This window comes from Bradyrhizobium sp. Cp5.3 (genome assembly GCF_000426265.1).
Classification (GTDB): Bacteria; Pseudomonadota; Alphaproteobacteria; order Rhizobiales; family Xanthobacteraceae; genus Bradyrhizobium; species Bradyrhizobium neotropicale.
This window is the reverse complement of sequence record NZ_AUFA01000024.1, coordinates 9345-24974: the sequence shown is the minus strand read 5'-3', so window position 1 is coordinate 24974 and position 15630 is coordinate 9345. Positions and strand designations below refer to the sequence as shown.

The 15630-nt window shown below is 60.4% G+C and carries 10 protein-coding genes and 1 pseudogene; 4 read left to right on the top strand and 7 right to left on the bottom strand.

The window, feature by feature from the left end; all coding sequences use genetic code 11:
• Positions 1–143 precede the first annotated feature (143 nt).
• Together K289_RS47845 and K289_RS45245 are read left to right on the top strand one after the other, a co-directional pair.
• A complete protein-coding gene (locus K289_RS47845) occupies positions 144–1517 on the top strand; it encodes a helix-turn-helix domain-containing protein (protein ID WP_051310859.1) in 1374 nt (457 codons plus the stop codon).
• A 512-nt stretch (positions 1518–2029) separates the two neighbouring features.
• Positions 2030–2836: a YiiX/YebB-like N1pC/P60 family cysteine hydrolase gene (locus K289_RS45245; RefSeq protein ID WP_051310857.1), complete on the top strand. Its 807-nt coding sequence runs from the start codon at positions 2030–2032 to the stop codon at positions 2834–2836.
• Between the two features lie 118 nt (positions 2837–2954).
• Here K289_RS45245 and K289_RS51740 read toward each other — a convergent pair whose 3' ends face one another.
• The 5 genes from K289_RS51740 to K289_RS0126990 form a co-directional block, all read right to left on the bottom strand.
• Positions 2955–3122: a hypothetical protein gene (locus K289_RS51740; RefSeq protein ID WP_156918201.1), complete on the bottom strand. Its 168-nt coding sequence runs from the start codon at positions 3120–3122 to the stop codon at positions 2955–2957.
• Between the two features lie 243 nt (positions 3123–3365).
• A complete protein-coding gene (locus tag K289_RS50705) occupies positions 3366–3506 on the bottom strand; it encodes a hypothetical protein (protein ID WP_156918200.1) in 141 nt (46 codons plus the stop codon).
• The gene (locus K289_RS0127005; protein ID WP_245284012.1) at positions 3503–4519 is read right to left on the bottom strand and encodes a LysR family transcriptional regulator; all 1017 of its coding nucleotides are present in this window, start codon (positions 4517–4519) and stop codon (positions 3503–3505) included. The genes K289_RS50705 and K289_RS0127005 overlap by 4 nt, the downstream gene beginning before the upstream one ends.
• 44 nt (positions 4520–4563) lie before the next feature.
• Positions 4564–5526 (bottom strand): LysR family transcriptional regulator, encoded by a 963-nt coding sequence (locus K289_RS45240; protein ID WP_063614200.1) that lies wholly within the window; start codon positions 5524–5526, stop codon positions 4564–4566.
• Positions 5527–6128: 602 nt separating this feature from the next.
• Complete coding sequence (locus K289_RS0126990) at positions 6129–6755, bottom strand: response regulator transcription factor (RefSeq protein WP_027554378.1); 627 nt, start codon at positions 6753–6755, stop codon at positions 6129–6131.
• A gap of 233 nt (positions 6756–6988) precedes the next feature.
• Here K289_RS0126990 and K289_RS0126985 point away from each other — a divergent pair, with 233 nt between their 5' ends.
• Positions 6989–7381: a response regulator transcription factor gene (locus K289_RS0126985; protein WP_027554377.1), complete on the top strand. Its 393-nt coding sequence runs from the start codon at positions 6989–6991 to the stop codon at positions 7379–7381.
• Positions 7382–7478: 97 nt separating this feature from the next.
• Here K289_RS0126985 and K289_RS45235 read toward each other — a convergent pair.
• Positions 7479–7727, bottom strand: a pseudogene (locus tag K289_RS45235) (DUF4242 domain-containing protein); the annotation flags it as partial.
• 509 nt (positions 7728–8236) lie between these two features.
• On the opposite strand from K289_RS45235, the gene K289_RS45230 reads away from it, so the two are divergent.
• Positions 8237–8581, top strand: a complete 345-nt coding sequence (locus tag K289_RS45230) for a response regulator (RefSeq protein ID WP_084788725.1) — start codon at positions 8237–8239, stop codon at positions 8579–8581.
• Positions 8582–8642: 61 nt separating this feature from the next.
• Here K289_RS45230 and K289_RS45225 read toward each other — a convergent pair whose 3' ends face one another.
• On the bottom strand, positions 8643–15035 hold the full coding sequence (locus K289_RS45225; protein ID WP_051310853.1) for an AAA family ATPase: 6393 nt from the start codon (positions 15033–15035) through the stop codon (positions 8643–8645).
• Between the last annotated feature and the right edge of the window lie 595 nt (positions 15036–15630).

The window sequence follows — 15630 nt, the reverse complement described above, 5'->3', positions numbered from 1 at the left end:
GTACGCTGAAGCGCTTCAACAATGCTTTTTTGGTATCCGCGGTGCTTTGATGCGCGCCGTTCGCCACGACAGCGCGTTTCGCCATAGTAGCAAACTGGACGGCGCGCCATTGCTATAGCTACCATCGTCAACCAGGTGCGGAGATGGAACTCTCGGAGCACTCTGTAAGGTCGCTCGGCACTATCGTGGGGCACGTTGAACACGTTTGCTCGGTTGCCGAGGGGGCGACGCCTCCGCCGGGGATAGAATCGGTATCAAGTTCCTGGCAAAGATCAGCAAAAAAATACGGACTCGATCCAATCGATAGCAAGGCGCCACGTATCCTCACGCCTGCTGAGCTGAAAAATTTTCGCGAACCGCTCGATAGGCTCATCTTCAGCGCCCAAGAAGAGATAGATCAATTATACGAGGTTGTTCGCGAAGCTGGATATACTGTCTTGTTCTGTGATAGCTCGGGCGTCGCAGTTGCGCATCGCGGCGAACTTACCCGGGCAAGGGAGTTCCAATATTGGGGAACCTGGCTCGGCGGGGTATGGTCCGAGGAGGTGGAGGGCACAAACGGCATCGGCACCTGCATCGTCGATGAGCAGCCTGTTACTGTTCACAAAAGCCAGCATTTTAGGTCCAGACACATTAACTTGAGCTGCTCAGGCGCGCCGGTGTTCGGGGTCGATGGGCAACTGATAGCAGTCTTGGACGTCTCCGCCATCGATCCCGAACTCTCCGAACGAGCGCACGCGCTGACTGGCGCGCTAACAGTACGATCAGCGCGCGCGATAGAAGAGCGATTTTTTCGTGAGCAGTTCCGTCGAGAGTGGATCGTCGCGATAGCGCCGCCGCAGGGAGGGGGGGCAGGCATGCTGCTGGCGATTGACGGCAACCAGCGCATTGTCGGCGCAAACCGGGTCGCGCGCACGTCCCTCATGCTCGATGATCGCGGGCTCCGGGCGGGTATCAGCTTGTGGTCGATCTTCGAGCGAGACGTCGAGCTCTTCCGGCGTCAGGACCGGACCGATATCACCGCGCAATTGCTGATCGCCGGCAGCAATGACAGTCGGTCCGCGCTTGTGACCCGACCCGATCACCCTATGCGTGCCTCGAGCAATCCAACGAACTGCAACCTGCACACACGCCCGCGCCTGGGCTCTATTGATATTTCGACGCTGCCGCAAGCACAGCAAGCACACGGCGGATTGTCGCCCCGCGCGATGCGTCGGGTGCGGGAATACGTGGAAGTGCATTTGGGCGAAAGTATCGATCTGTCGATTCTGGCTGGAGTCGTCGGACTATCAGTGCATCATTTTGCGCGACAATTTAAGCAATCCGTCGGGGTGACCCCGCATGTCTACCTCATACAAAAGCGAATCGAGCGCGCCCAGGAGATGCTGGTTCAGACGGATCTCTCGTTGGCGGAAATTGCGATAGCCGTGGGCTTTTTCGACCAAGGTCATCTAGCGCGCCATTTCCGTTATGTGCTCGGTACCACTCCTCGAGACTTTCGGTGGTCGCAACGCTAGAAACAAACGACGCTTTGGATCGCTTTGCCGAGATTTCGCTGAGGAGACGCGCCTGCGATCGTGATCCTGCAACTCGAACGTTAAAGTCTCTTTTGGGTCATTCTCGACGGAGCCAGGCGGTCCTGCCTGCCAATTGATGTCCGCTTTTACCCTGAAGCAATCTGATTATTGCGCGCACGCGAAATAACGCCAAGGGCCAAAACCCGAAATTAGCGTCTTGATTTGTCGCTTCGCTCCACCCCTGCGACCTCGGAAGCGCATCCGGTGAAGAGCAGTGTCACCTTGCTGATGGACCGATAACCAGGTAGCTGCCGGGCGAGGCGCGACATTCCCATCACTGGGAGGGGCCCGGGTGGTAGTAAACTTAGGTATGGTCGTCTCAGACAAATGCACTGCACAGATCAACCTCCGTGCAATGGCCCGGTCCATCGTTCCTGACTACGCTTGCATAACGACGGGACAGTCGTCTGGAACCGCCATACGGGAAAGCGCCAAAAAGCAAGGAACGAGTGATGGGCTGGATGTTCGACAACGTCGAACGTTTGATTGCCCGGCTGCAGAAGCCGGCCAATCACCGTGAGCCGCTCATCTCGGATGATGCAGCGAGGGCCTTACGCGATACGCTTCGACCCGGTGACGTTCTGCTGGTCGAAGGCAAAGGTCGTATTTCCGGCGGCATCAAATATCTCACTCAATCGACCTGGTCGCATTCTGCGTTGTACGTCGGGTCGATAGCGAGCGCCACAACCGGCGGCGAGCCCCACGTCCTGATTGAAGCCAATGTCGACGAAGGTGTCGTGTCGGCGCCTCTGTCGAAGTATTTGCATTGTCAAACCCGCATCTGCCGGCCAGTTGGCCTGAGCGAAGCGGACTGCGAACAGGTCTGCCGCTATGCATTCGAACGCATTGGTCTCGGATACGATTTCAAGAACATCATCGACCTCATGCGCTATCTATTCCCATGTCCGCTGACGCAGCGTTGGCGTCGCCGAACCATCGCGCTCGGCTCCGGCGATGCGAGCCGCATCATCTGTTCGTCGCTGATTGCGCAGGCATTCGAGGCCGTGCGTTATCCGGTCCTGCCCAAGATCACGTACATCGAGAATCAGTCCGCGCGGCGCGAAGTCGCCGCGATCCGTCACTCATCACTCTACGCGCCGCGCGACTTCGATTTATCGCCCTACTTCATGGTGGTGAAGCCCACGCTCGCGCGCAGCTTTAACTATAAAGACATGCAGTGGGACGATCTTCTCCAGGTTCACGCCGAGCCAGCCACACCTACGCCGGAGATAGAACGCGCGATCGCGGCAGTGGCTTAGCCCGAATTTCCGGTGAGGTGAGGCCAGACTATTGAATGCGAAACCAGTCGTGCTGACGTCCGTTGAGGGGCGAAATGCGAAGAACTCAACGTGAGCAAATCTCGTCCGCTGTGCCTCGCTAAGCAGACCGCGATAAGGCGTCCCGCCACTTCGCTGAGACGCCGATGGCGTCGAAGGCCGCATTGATCGTCGCCTGATTGCTGGTGACGACTGGGACGCCGAAGCGCTGCGTCAACAACCGACGGGCCTCGACGGCCCGGAAGTTCGTGCAGGAAACGAACAGCATATCAAATTCCCGGCCTGCCAACTCCCGTTCAGCGAAGGCAACGATCTCGGCCGGTGTGACGTTGCAGATGACGAATTGTCCGTGATCCCCAATCCGGCCATATGCACTACGGTCAGGTCGCGCGACTCCAACCCGGCGCGAATGGCTTGGTTGAGTAACTCAGGACGAGGGGTCCGTTGCAGCTACTGCTCGGAGGAGTGGATGGCCGTCGGCGTCTGAAGGAAGTCTGGAGAGGTCCGGCCCTCAACGAGCGCTGAACGTCGTCAACAGCTCGGTGCGAACCTGGGCGAGTGTCTTGTCGGTCTTGTTTGGCATCGGGAAGGTGTCAGGCCGCGGATCGATTGGCTGGAAGCGGTTGGCCGCCGGCGTGCGTGTCGTGGTCATGCGGGCGCGCTCGTCACCTCCGGTAGCGTTGCGTGCGGCGTGCCCCAGCGGGGGACTTCGACCGACCAGTCGCGAAGCCGCGCGACCTTGACGAAAGCGTCCAGCGCCGGCGAGTAGCGGCGCCCCTGCACAGCCAGCAGCCGCACCTCCCGCGAAACCGGGTCGCCTTCGAGCGGAATGGTCTTGAGCGTCGGAAGGCGCGGCATGTGCTCGGGCGCGAGTATCACGCCGAAGCCAGCCGCGGCCATGTGCTGCAGGTGCAAGTCGTGGCCGCTGCAGTGGCCCAGCTGGAGCGGTTCGTCGTGGAAATACGATCGTTGGATCTTCGAGGCGACGTCGCATCCGGCGCGTTCCAGCAAGACGGTCTCGCGGAGGTCGTCGATGCCGATCGAGGGGCGGTTTGCGAGCCGGTGTGTCGGCGCGAGAACCGCGACGTAGCGCTCCTCGAACAGCAACCAGTCGTCGATGCGGGCGGGCATGTCCTGTACGTCCCCGACCATTGCGGCGTTGATCTCCCCCTCAAGCAGGAGGTCGACGAGCGTCTCCGCCGCGCCCTCGCGCAGCTCGACGTGAAGTCCAGGGACGAACTTTTCGATCTCCGCGATCAGATCGAGGATGAGCGACGCCGAGATGGAGGGGGCTAGGCCGATCCTCAGTGGCGCGACCTCCTTGCGTTGGAATTCCTTGGCTCTGCGACGCGCCGTCTCCGCCGAGGCCAGTGTGCGCGCCAGAATCGGAAGGACTTCCTTCCCAAGGTCGGTGAGCTGCGTCAGCTGGCGCTCGCGGTAGATCAACTGGCCGCCGAGCTCCTGCTCGAGCTTCTGCACCCCCTTGGTCAGGGCGGGCTGCGTGACATTGCATTGCTCGGCCGCGCGGGTGAAGTTGAGTGTGGACGCGACGGCGAGGAAATAGCGAACTTGATGAAGCTCCATGGGTTTTTCTCCGTTAAGTTGCTCCTGTCTATACTGCCGAGCCTTTGCACTCGACGACGTGACGGGGCGCACCGCAATCATGGCGCATGGATGCCACTTGCATGCACACGTTGGCACGGCTCGGTCTATTGGTTTGGACGCACGGACACGCTTTCTGGAGCCTCTGAGAGCCGGGCTAGTGCGCGGCGAGGTGGGCGAGGACCAGGATCAGTTCGGAGCTCCCTGAGTAGGAAGTCGGCAAATGCGCGTGCGGCAGGCTTTATGGTCTTTCCGCTGACGAAGAGCGCATTCACTTCCATCGAGCCGAAATCCCAGTCAGGCAGCACCCGCACGAGCTGCCCGATCTCGAGCTCTGCCCGCGCGCTGTTTTCGCTCGACGCGACAATCCCCAGCCCGGCGACGGCGCTTGCCGTGGCTCCTTCGTTGATGGTGATAGCGAGCTGGCTGTCAACGCGCACGGAGGTGACGCGGCCGTCCTTGCGGAAGGAGAAGGTCGGCGAGGGGTGCGCCGGACCGATGATCACCGAGTGGTGCGCGAGGTCCGACGGCATCGTCGGCGTGCCGCGATCTCGTAGGTAGTCTGGGGAGGCCATGAGTATCCTCGGCAGGTGGATGATTTTGCGCACCATCGCGCTCGAGTCGGGCAGGGCGCCGAACCGGAACGCGACGTCGATGCCCTCGGTCACGAGGTCTTGGTAGCGGTCGTTCGCCACGAGTTCGATCTTCAGCGCTGCGTGCTGCTTCAAAAACGCGGGAAGCCGCGGGATGATTTCCCTGAGCACGAAACTTGACGACGTGCCAACGCGGAGCGCGCCGCGCAACTCTCCCGTTCCGCGTGCCTCGTGGTCGGCCTCGTCGAGCGCCGCCAGGATCGCCTCGACGCGCATCAGGTACGTTGCGCCGGCCTCGGTCAGCGTCACCGCTCGCGTGGTACGGCTGAAGAGCGTGGCGCCGACCTCCTCCTCGAGCGCGGCGATCAGCCGGGATGCAGACGGCTGCGACAGGCCGAGCTCGCGTCCAGCACCGGAGAAGTTGCCGAGGCGCGCGGCGCGGACAAACAGTTTGAGTGTTGAGAGTCGATCGTTCATCGCTCAGCGCGCTCTAGGCGGGCTACACGGAGGGGCGCCAGCGCGAAGGCTGACAGGATCGAATCGAGCGCGGCGGCGACCGCCACCACAGCGCAGACGGCGGCGATCCCAAGCCCCCCGTGCTCGTCTGAAGCGGAGAAAGGTAGACACGGGCTCGAGCCATCTAGCAAAAGAAACCGTCTCGGAAGCAGGCGAAACGGTCCGAATGAAACTTTGGTTGGCGGAAGAACGAATGCCTTGTCCGTATCCGAACTTTGAGCGGCGTGATTTACGTCAAATCCCGGTTCGGCATGCGCCAAATGTCCGATAAATGCGCGCATCATAACCTCGTGTGCTTGGTACATGCGGTCTTCCGAAAAGAGCGTTATGACGTGTAACTAAGCGGCTTCAAGCGCTGCGGTCGATTCCGCGGGAGGTACTGTGAGGTCGGCTTGTGGTTGCTTGCGCTAAACGATCGCTTAGAAGCGAACGGGCGAACCACGCTCTGGGTCCGTTAGCCGGAGGGACCCTTAAGGGAGGGGGGCAGCGGCGCAGCAAAATGCGCAGATAGCAGTCTGCGCGGATGGATAGCGCCCTCGCGAGCATGCTCTCCGCAGAGGACTCTACGGCTGCGGTCGCCTCACGTTGAGGGTGTCCGCCATCCGGCTGAGCTCGGGAAGCGAACGCGCCTTCATCTTCCGCATCAGGTTGGTGCGATGCACCTTCACCGTGGATTCGGCGATGCCGATATCGTTGGCAATCTGCTTGTTCAGGCGACCGGCCACGACTTGGAGCATGACTTCACGCTCGCGGGAACTGAGCATTTCGAAACGCTCTTTGAGCGCAGCCAATGCGCTATCACTCTCTCGACGGGCACGATCGCGAGCTAGGCCGGCCTCGATGGCGTCAAGCAGATCCTGATCGCGGAATGGCTTTGTAAGGAACTCTATCGCACCGCCCTTCATCGCTTGCACGGTCATCGGCACGTCGGCGTGCGCTGTGATGAAGATAATCGGCACTTGCCTGTTTGCGGCAACAAGGTCGCGCTGAAGCTCAAGACCGCTTCGCCCCGGCATTCTCACGTCGAGCACCAGGCAAGAGGGACCGTCCGGCTGATCGGCCTTGAGAAAATCGGGAACAGACGAAAATTGTCGGGCAGGTAGGCCGACTGTTCGCAATAGCCGCACGACCGAGTCGCGAAACTCGGGATCGTCATCGATAACCAAGACACAGGGATTTGCCTCACCCATTCTCGGTATCCTGGGCGGAAAGCGCCTTTTTCCCCTATTTCAGTGTCATTCTATGCACAATCAGTCGAGATGAACAGGTATCTTTTTGCCTAAGCGGATAGCCGGAAACCTAAGCCATCGCTTACGGGCGTGGTCATTGCATTATCGGGGAATGTACCGGACACTAGAGATTGCATGCAGGCGCGAGGCATGCCGCTGGTGTGGTGGAGCGAAGAAGTTGCCTGGATCCGGCAATGTTGAACCGAACACTAATATCCATCGTCGACGATGATGAGCTCTATCGCGAGTCAATGCGAAGGCTCGTAGTGTTAATGGGCTACAATGTCGAGGCGTTTCCCTCAGCAGCCGATCTCCTGGCGTCACGCTTTTTGCCGGAAATCACCTGCTTGATCGCCGACGTCCACATGCCCGGAATGACTGGAGTTGAGCTGCACAGGCATTTGGTCGATGCAGGGTACGCAATCCCGACGATCCTCGTTACCGCCTACCCCGATGATGTCGTTAAGGATCAGGCTCTAAAAGACGGGGTTGTTTGCTACCTCAGCAAACCGGCGGACGACAGCGATCTCGAACGCTGCCTGCGTTCGGCTCTGCAGCCGGGCACGCCGGCCAAAGGGAATTCATAAGTCCTCTTGCGCCGTCGGCACGGTGAACTGAAATACGGCTCCCCGAGGCTCGTTCGCTTCCACCCACAGCTTGCCCCCATGAGCGTGGATGGCCCACTTATGAATTATCCGTTTCCTCGAGCATCGTATCGCCCTCGGTTGTCGTCGGGTCGATCATCGCGCGCACGCGCGCGATGCTGTTAGCCGGAAAGCCGCCCAGTTGTGCATGCGCGCGCACCGCGGCTTCGTCTGTCGCGATATAGACGCAATAGATTTTGTCGTCGGTAACGAAACTCTGAAGCCACTGGATCTCCCGCCCCATGTTCTGCAGGACGCCACAGGCCTTCTGTGAGATCGCTTGCAGCTCCTGCTTTGGCCACTTGCCGGCACCGGCGAACTAACGCTCGATCACGAACTTTGGCATCATCGCCTCCTCTTGCTCGTGAGGGCGCACGGTTGCGCCACTCGCGCCCCAAGGGCACTATAGTCCCATTGACACTGCCGCGCATCTCAATTGGCCGCGAAGATCCGGAAAGCTTTGCTTGCTTCGCGTGCCCGGAAAGGAACAAGCGGCCACGACATTTCATGCAATTTTGATACGAAAAGCAGGCTCGTGCGCGGCAAGGCGGCGTCTGGAGGTTAAGCCCCGTGATGCGGCCTCGCGGGTGAGCGAGGCTTGTGGCGAATCCTTGTTGCACCGGGTCCTCGATCGTCGCAATGACAATGGGAGGTGTCTTGGTCGCGTTCTTGGCGGCCGAGCCCGCTGGACTGTTCCCGGCCACGACGAACATCCGTGTTCAAACCCGCGACTTCGGCCGCGTACCAGGGGAACTGTTCCGTTGAGCCGCGGCCCCATCGCCACTCAATGGCAATGTTGTGACCTTCGACGAGGCCCAGGTCGGCAAGTCCTCGAATAATTGTATGTGTGTATTGCGATCCGAGAGGCGAGGCCGTCGTGAGAAAGGCTATTCTCGGCGCCTTGTGTGGCTGCGCGCCGATTTCCTAAGATTGCGCCACTTTCCTGATACCGCCTGCCTGGTCGCCGACGTTCACATGCCCGGAATGACCGGTGTCGAACTGCACTGGCATTTGGTCGATGCAGGGTACGCGATCTCGACGATCCTCGTTACCGCCAACCCCGATGAGGTCGTCAGGGATCAGGCTCTTAAGGACTGGGTTGTCTGCTACCTTCAGCAAGCCAGTGGACGACAACTATCTTGAGCGATGCCTGCGTTCGGCTTTGCCGCCGGGTTCGCCTCTCGAAGAGAATTCATGAGTCCTCTTAGGCTGCCGGCAGGGTGAAGCGGAATACAGCGCCGCGAGGCTCATTTGGTTCCGCCCACAGCTTGCCGCCATGAGCATCGATAATGGACCGGCATATCGTCAGCCCCATGCCGGTCCCACTGGACTTCGTGGTGTAGAAGGCGTCGAAGACGCGATCGAGATGCTCCGGATCAATACCAGGCCCGGAATCGCGCACCGTCACGAGAACGTCTGGCCGGTCTTGTTGGGTGCTGATCGACAAATCTCTTGCCCTCTCCTCGGCCGAACCCATTGCTTCAGCTGCATTCAGAATCAGGTTCAGCAAGACCTGCTGCAGCTGTATCCGATCCCCCAGAACCGGAAGCAATCCATCCGCAAGCCGAGTCTGAACCGAAACGCCGTTCTTCTGGATCACGCTTTGCGCCAATACGAGCACTTCGCTAAGCGCCGCATTGAGATCAAGGCGTTCCTTTCGCGGTGGCGCTTTCTTCATGTGATCGCGCATCCGTCCAACGATATCCCTGGCTCGGTCCGCGTCCCTGACCACACAACCGAACGCTTCCCTGGCCTCACCCAGATTCGGCGGATTCATTTCCAAAAAGCGCATTCCCGCGCGGGCGTTGTTGCGAGCGGTCGCTATCGGATGCAAAATTTCATGGGCCAGCGAGGCAGCAAACTCTCCCATCGTGCTCACGCGGTTCATGTGGGCGAGATTCGCCTCGCTTTCCCGCAATGATTCCTCAGCTTGTTTGCGCTTTGTCACATCTACAGCGGTACCGACAAACTGGATGAGCTCGCCGTCTTCGTTGAGAACCGGATGACCCGAGGCACTGATGTGCCTAACTGTTCCGTCTCGCAGAACAACCCTGTACTCGGCATAGGTGTCAATTTTTTTGCGAAGCGACTCCTCAAATCTCTCCTTTACCCAATCGCGATCCTCGGGGTGGATTTGCTGTCGAAAATTTTCTCGAGAGGGCAGGCTCGACCGTGGATCCAATCCGTAAATATGGAACATTTCCTCGGAACAAAACAGCACTTGTTCCGTGCGGGGATCCCAAGCCCAACTGCCTGTATGCGTCAGCTTCTGCGCTTCGGCCAAATAATCCTTACTTCGCATCAGAGCGTCCTCGGCGCGCTTGCGTTCAATGAACTGACCGATCTGGCTGCCGATGGTGGCCACCATGTCGAGCAGCTCCTGATCGGGTTGCTTGATCTCGCGGCTGAAAAACTCGATCACGCCCAAGACTTCGCTCCCGAGCAGGATAGGAAAGCCGATTGCCGCGTGTAGTCCTTCGCGTTCGGCGATGGGGCCGCGCGGCAAGTTTTTATCAGGAACGACATCCGGAATGTATGCGGGCTTAAGGCTGGACCACACCCGGCCCGGTAGCCCCACCCCCGGATCGAAGGTGAACTGCCAATCGGCTCTTTCAAATTCGGGGATTTCTATTGACTCTTTATGCCAAAGCTCGACGCAGCGCAGCGTCTCGGCCTTCCGGTCCACGCGCCAGAGCGCGCCTACGTCCCATCCCAGACACTCGCCCATGGCCCGCAGTATTCTCGGAGTGACCTCCTCGATCGTGGCCGCTTCCGCCAAGACCTGCGCGACGGTGTGCTGCACGCGGAGGCGGTCCTCTGCGCGTTTGCGCTCTGTCAAATCGAGCACGAATGCAAGGCCCTCGTCGCCTCCTTCTTTGAACAGAGCGGCGCCAATAAGCACCGGAACGCGGCTGCCGTCTTTCCGAACATACTCCTTCTCGAAGGGCTGAACTATCCCGGTTGAGCTCAGTTCTGCCTGAGTCAATATGTCGCGCTCGCGCCATTCGGGCGGGGACAGCTCAGTCCAGCGCACGCGGCCCGAAACCAAGTCCTCACGGTCATATCCTACGAGACGTAGAAACGCGTCATTGGCTTCAAGAATTCGACCTTCGCGGTCGGCAATGATGATCCCGATGATGTTGGCGTCGACCAAACGCCGAATCTTCCCTTCGCGATCTGCGACGTCGCGATAAAGCCGCGAATTTTCGAGCGAGCTCGCCGCCTGCGACGCAAGCACCTTCAACAAAGCGACGCGATCGGGCGTAAAGACTCTGGGCGCCAGATTGTTCTCGAGGTAGAGAATGCCTGTAAGCTTTCCCTGGTTGATTAACGGCAAACAGAGAATAGAACGGAGATAACTCTCAACGATGTAGGGATCGGCGGAAAATGGATTGTGAGCTGACGCATCGTCGAGAATCACGATTTCCTGGGTGCGCGTTGCATAACGAACCAGCGACTCCGGCAACACGGCTGCAATATGCCGCCCGTCCCGCAGATGCACGGTTACATCCTCTCCACTAGTGGTCGCTTCCGCCTCTATCTCCAGCTCCTCGCCTCGCGGGATAATCAAGAGACCTCGTTCGGCGCCTGCATGCTCGAGGGCTGCGCGCATGAGTTTGTCGATGAGCTTTTCCAGCACCATCTCGCCAGAGAGTGCTTGCGAGACTTCGATCATTGTTACGAGATCGAGATGTTCGGCCGGTGCTTCGATTGTACCCGCTAGCGCCGGCGCACGCTCGTCCTGCCTTAACCGCGGATGGAGCTTATCGAGCTGCCGCACCTTTCCGTTGGCTCCCCATCGAAGGTAGCCCCGCCGTGCGTTCCCCAGGTAGAGATGCGCGAACTCTTTGGAGCCTCGCACCTCGTAGAAGCGGGCAGCTAATTCGTAGGCGAGCGCCTCGTTATGGACAAAGCCGTTTGCGCGTGCCGACGCGATGGCGCGCTCGTAGAGGTCCATGGCCTCGAGCGGGCGTCCCTCGATACGGGCAATCTCGGCCCCGACCAGCGCGGCGCGATCCTCGAAGTTCTGCGGACAATTCGTCGCCCAGGCCCGAAGCTTTCGCTCGTGCCGCCCAAGCGCTTCGCGATGCCTGGCATACGGGTCAGGGCCGATCGGCTCGCAGCATGCAGCGCGAGCCAGTGCGGCATAGAAGTTATACTCCTCCTCCTCCAGCATGAAGAGCGACAGCGAGGGGGACATAGCGTACCATGTCTCCACTTTATCGGCGGCGTTGATCGCCGACACGTAATCGCCGGCGAAGAAGCGCGCCTGGAGCTTTCGGATCCAGTAATAGCATTCCAGGAAGGCCTGGGTGGGCTGACCTGTCGCGCGCTCCTCGAAGGCGCGCTCCGTGAAGCGACCATCGTCGAGGGAGCCGAACTTTGTGGTCCTTCCACGCAGCATCCGGGCGAGCGCGAGCGGCGCTGAAATTCTGTCTAGGAAGAATCCGAACCGCCTCACGAACTCCAGTCCGTGCTCGGCCTCACGTTCGAGTTGATCGAGTGGATGGCCTAGGGCAAGAAGAATGGAACTGAGAGCGCGGAGGGCGAATGAAGCAAATGACGGGTCGCCGTGCTCTTTCGCCATCTGGAAGGCACGATGCGCCGGATCGATCCCCTCCCCGAGCGGTCGTGTCCATGGAAGCGCGCCCGCGAAGAGGAAATAGGTACGTCCCCCTAAATGATTCAATCCGCGGCGTTCAAGCAGATCGCAAGCCATCTTTCCGAATCGATAACCTTCTTCGTAGTGGCCGAAACGGGCGCCTGCGATAAGGGCCAATGCCTGGTAGTTCGGTGGTGCGGCGTCGCTGTTGCCGCGCTCCAGGCTGAGATTGGCGGCCCTACAGATGGTGAGCGCGAACAAATTTTCGTCGATGTACATGGCCGAAGCCGGCAGGCCGTTGAGCACGTCGAGCGTCGCCAGAGACTCAGGGTCCTGCATCAGCGGCAAATCCACGACATCCTCGATTGCGCGACTTCCGAGACGCGACCAGATGCGCTCGTACTCGCGGCGCGCTTCCACCTCAGTGGGATGCGCCGACCAATTGACCCCGACATGCCGCAAGCATTCCAAAGCCACCGCCACTGCGCGCTCGCCCGCCCCGAGCATCGTGTACAGATCAGTGCGCCGACGTGCCACGGCGCATCGTTGGACCGCGCCGAGAACGCGCATTGCGAGTGCCTCCAGACGCCACTCGGCGGCCTGCAGCGCGCCCGTGCAGACCTCGCAGTCGGCCGCGTGCAGCTCCAACGCAAAGGCCAGCTCCTGCCGCCGTTCCCACGCGTTCTGCGGCAATAGCGCCGCACCGATGGTGAAATAGGTCAGCGCCGAGGCATAGGCTGATGAAGCCTTAGCACGTTTACCTGCGGCCAGATTAAGGTCCGCGAGCCGCTCGCGCTCCTCCTGCGACGTGATCTGAGGCGCGCCGCGGTTGAGCTGGTTGACGATCTCGAAGATCGCTTCATCGCGTTTTTCCGGAGGCGTCTGTGCCACGAGCAGGCGGCCGATCATCAAATGCGCTTGTGCGCGCGACGCCTCCGGGATCAGCGCATAGGCCGCTTCCTGCACCCGGTCATGGACGAACTTATAGGAGCGCTCGACGCGATCGATCAGTTGTTGGCGCTGCGCCTCCCAAAGAGCCGCGTGCACCTTTTCCTCCGGCGTTCCGAGAACGATCGAAAGGATCTTGAAATTGGCAATGTTGCCGAGGCACGCGAGCTGCCGCAACGCGTCCTGCGTGTCGAGCGGTAGCCGCGTCAGCTTCCCGGCCAGAAGGTCCACCACATTGTCTGCATACCCTTTGGCTTGGATGCCACCGAGATCCCAGCACCATCTCCCCCGTTCGTGATCAAAGGTCAGGAGATTCTCGTCAGCGAGTGCGTTAAGAAATTGGATCACAAAGAACGGATTGCCGTCGGTCCTCGCGTGCACCAGCCCTGCGAGCGGGGCGGCCTGCTCCGCGTTGCAGCGGAGCGAGTCCGCGACCAGTTCTCCCAGGTCTTCGGCTCTCAGCGGGGCAAGTCTGACGTCCTGCACCCTTCCGGTTGCCCGGATCGCCTCCAGCTTGCGCGTGAGCGGATGCGTTGCCGTTACTTCGTTATCGCGGAAGGCGCCGATGAGGAGAAGATTGCGGAGATCGGACCGGCTCAACAGGTCTTCCAAAAGGTCGAGCGTCGCCGCATCTAGCCACTGCAAGTCATCGAGGAACAGTGCCAGGGGATGTTCCGGCCGAGCAAAGATACCGATCAATTGCCGAAGTACCATCTGGAACCGCCGCTGCGCGTCCTGGGGCGGAAGCTCAGGGACCGGCGGCGGCTTTCCGATGAGGACCGTCAGCTCAGGAACGAGATCCACCATCAATCCTGCGTTAGATCCCAGCGTCTCCTGCAAGGCATCGCGCCATGGCGCAAGGTCGGCATCGCTCTTGCCGAGCAGCGGCCGGATCAGGCTCTGAAGCGCCTGCGCCAGCGTCGCGTAGGGAATATCACGCTTGAGCTGATCGAATTTGCCGGAAGCGAACAGGCCACGCGGCGGCACCAGCACCGGCTGCAGCTCGTTGACGACCGAGGATTTGCCAATGCCGGAATAGCCCGAGACCAGGACCAGTTCCGGGGCGCCACCGTTGACGACGCGATCGAAGGAGGCGAGCAAGGTCTCGACCTCGCGCTGCCGCCCATAGAGCTTCTCGGGGATCATGAACCGGTCGGACGTGTCATGTGAGCCGAGTGGAAAGTCGTCAATATGGCGCCGCGCCTCCCATTCGGTCTGGCAGCGGCGAAGGTCGCTTTCGAGACCAGCCGCCGTTTGATAGCGATCTTCGGCGCGCTTCGCGAGCAGCTTCATGACGATCGCGGAGACGGCGTCAGGGATCTCTTTCAGCCGCTCGGCAGGCGGCAACGGCCGCTTAGCGAGGTGGCAGTGCACACATTCCATCGGCTCCGCGGCGGTGAACGGCAAAACACCGGTGATCATTTGATAGAAGGAGACACCGAGCGCGTAGAGGTCGCTCCGGGAATCGATCGACCGATTCATCCGTCCGGTCTGTTCGGGCGCCATGTAGGCAAGCGTGCCGGCGATGGTCTCGGGCGGCTCGGAAGCCTGCCGCTCGCGGGACAGGCGCGATGCGATACCAAACCCGGTGAGCCGCACGTGTCCATCCGCGCAGTCCACCACAATATTAGTTGGCTTGATGTCTTTGTGGATGAGCCCACGTTGATGAAGCTTGCCCAGAGCCGAGGTAACAGCGATAGCCAGGCGCAAGAAGCGTCCTACCTCCATGGGCCTATCGAGTAAACGGTCGAGCGGCTTGCCGCCCAGATCGTCGAGCACCAGCACGGTCCGACCGGCGTCGCGCATGAGGGCCAGCGGCAGCGCTGCCCATGCCCTGTCGAGCTCATCTTTCAGCTCGTATTCGTGCGTGAGGCGATCGATTCTTGAGCGGGACGGGTGGTCGGCGGCAGGGGCAACAAGCAGCACGGCGAGCCGGTTACCATTGTCGTCCAGTCGCCAGCCGCGGCTGAACACGCGCTCGCCGTCCTCCCACAACACCTGAGAGCTACCATCCGAGTACGCGACGTTCGACGACTGCTGCGCCATCTGTCAGACTCCGGCGTCGGGCTTCGGCTTGAAGTCGGCTGATCAAGCTCTTCGTGCGCCACACGCGCGGCCTCTGTCCGCCCTGGAGAAATCGTACTCCGTCGCCCGAGAAATGCCAGCCGTCCCTTGGTCTTGCTGGATGCGGCGGACGCGGAACCTCCTTCATTTTTGTAGCAATTTGACGCGAGTTGCCCGGCTCTACTCGTTGCAGCGGCCGCCGCTCGAGCGTAGCTGGACGCGAAGTTCCGCGCGAGAAACAGCACAAAAGTGATGTGTGGATCGCGGCAAATCCGACGTTTCTTGGTGCGGGGGTTTGAACCAGTGCTTTAGGAGTTGGAAATCCGCGCCAATGGCGGCCCCGGCGCACCAATCTCGATCGAAAAACAGAAGTCTATGGCGCGCACCGAGCTCCTTCTGGGTGAGAGGCGGGCGCTCCTTTCGGTCAGCATCGATCGATTACGGGACCGGGAGTTCGGGGGTAGGTTGTCCTTCGATGCTCTGGGTCATGTCTATGCTCGCAATCCTCATTGCCGCGAGGTGCAGGCCGTCGGCCGCGGTCTCGCACCCCCTCACGACGGCAGCCAGTGTAATTGCC

What these genes read in the sequence shown, in the direction of transcription:
- K289_RS47845 (WP_051310859.1), top strand. Translation starts at nt 144, where the DNA reads ATGGAACTCTCGGAGCACTCTGTAAGGTCGCTCGGCACTATCGTGGGG.
- K289_RS45245 (WP_051310857.1), top strand. Translation starts at nt 2,030, where the DNA reads ATGGGCTGGATGTTCGACAACGTCGAACGTTTGATTGCCCGGCTGCAG.
- K289_RS51740 (WP_156918201.1), bottom strand. Translation starts at nt 3,122, where the DNA reads ATGCTGTTCGTTTCCTGCACGAACTTCCGGGCCGTCGAGGCCCGTCGG.
- K289_RS50705 (WP_156918200.1), bottom strand. Translation starts at nt 3,506, where the DNA reads ATGACCACGACACGCACGCCGGCGGCCAACCGCTTCCAGCCAATCGAT.
- K289_RS0127005 (WP_245284012.1), bottom strand. Translation starts at nt 4,519, where the DNA reads ATGATTGCGGTGCGCCCCGTCACGTCGTCGAGTGCAAAGGCTCGGCAG.
- K289_RS45240 (WP_063614200.1), bottom strand. Translation starts at nt 5,526, where the DNA reads ATGAACGATCGACTCTCAACACTCAAACTGTTTGTCCGCGCCGCGCGC.
- K289_RS0126990 (WP_027554378.1), bottom strand. Translation starts at nt 6,755, where the DNA reads ATGGGTGAGGCAAATCCCTGTGTCTTGGTTATCGATGACGATCCCGAG.
- K289_RS0126985 (WP_027554377.1), top strand. Translation starts at nt 6,989, where the DNA reads ATGTTGAACCGAACACTAATATCCATCGTCGACGATGATGAGCTCTAT.
- K289_RS45225 (WP_051310853.1), bottom strand. Translation starts at nt 15,035, where the DNA reads ATGGCGCAGCAGTCGTCGAACGTCGCGTACTCGGATGGTAGCTCTCAG.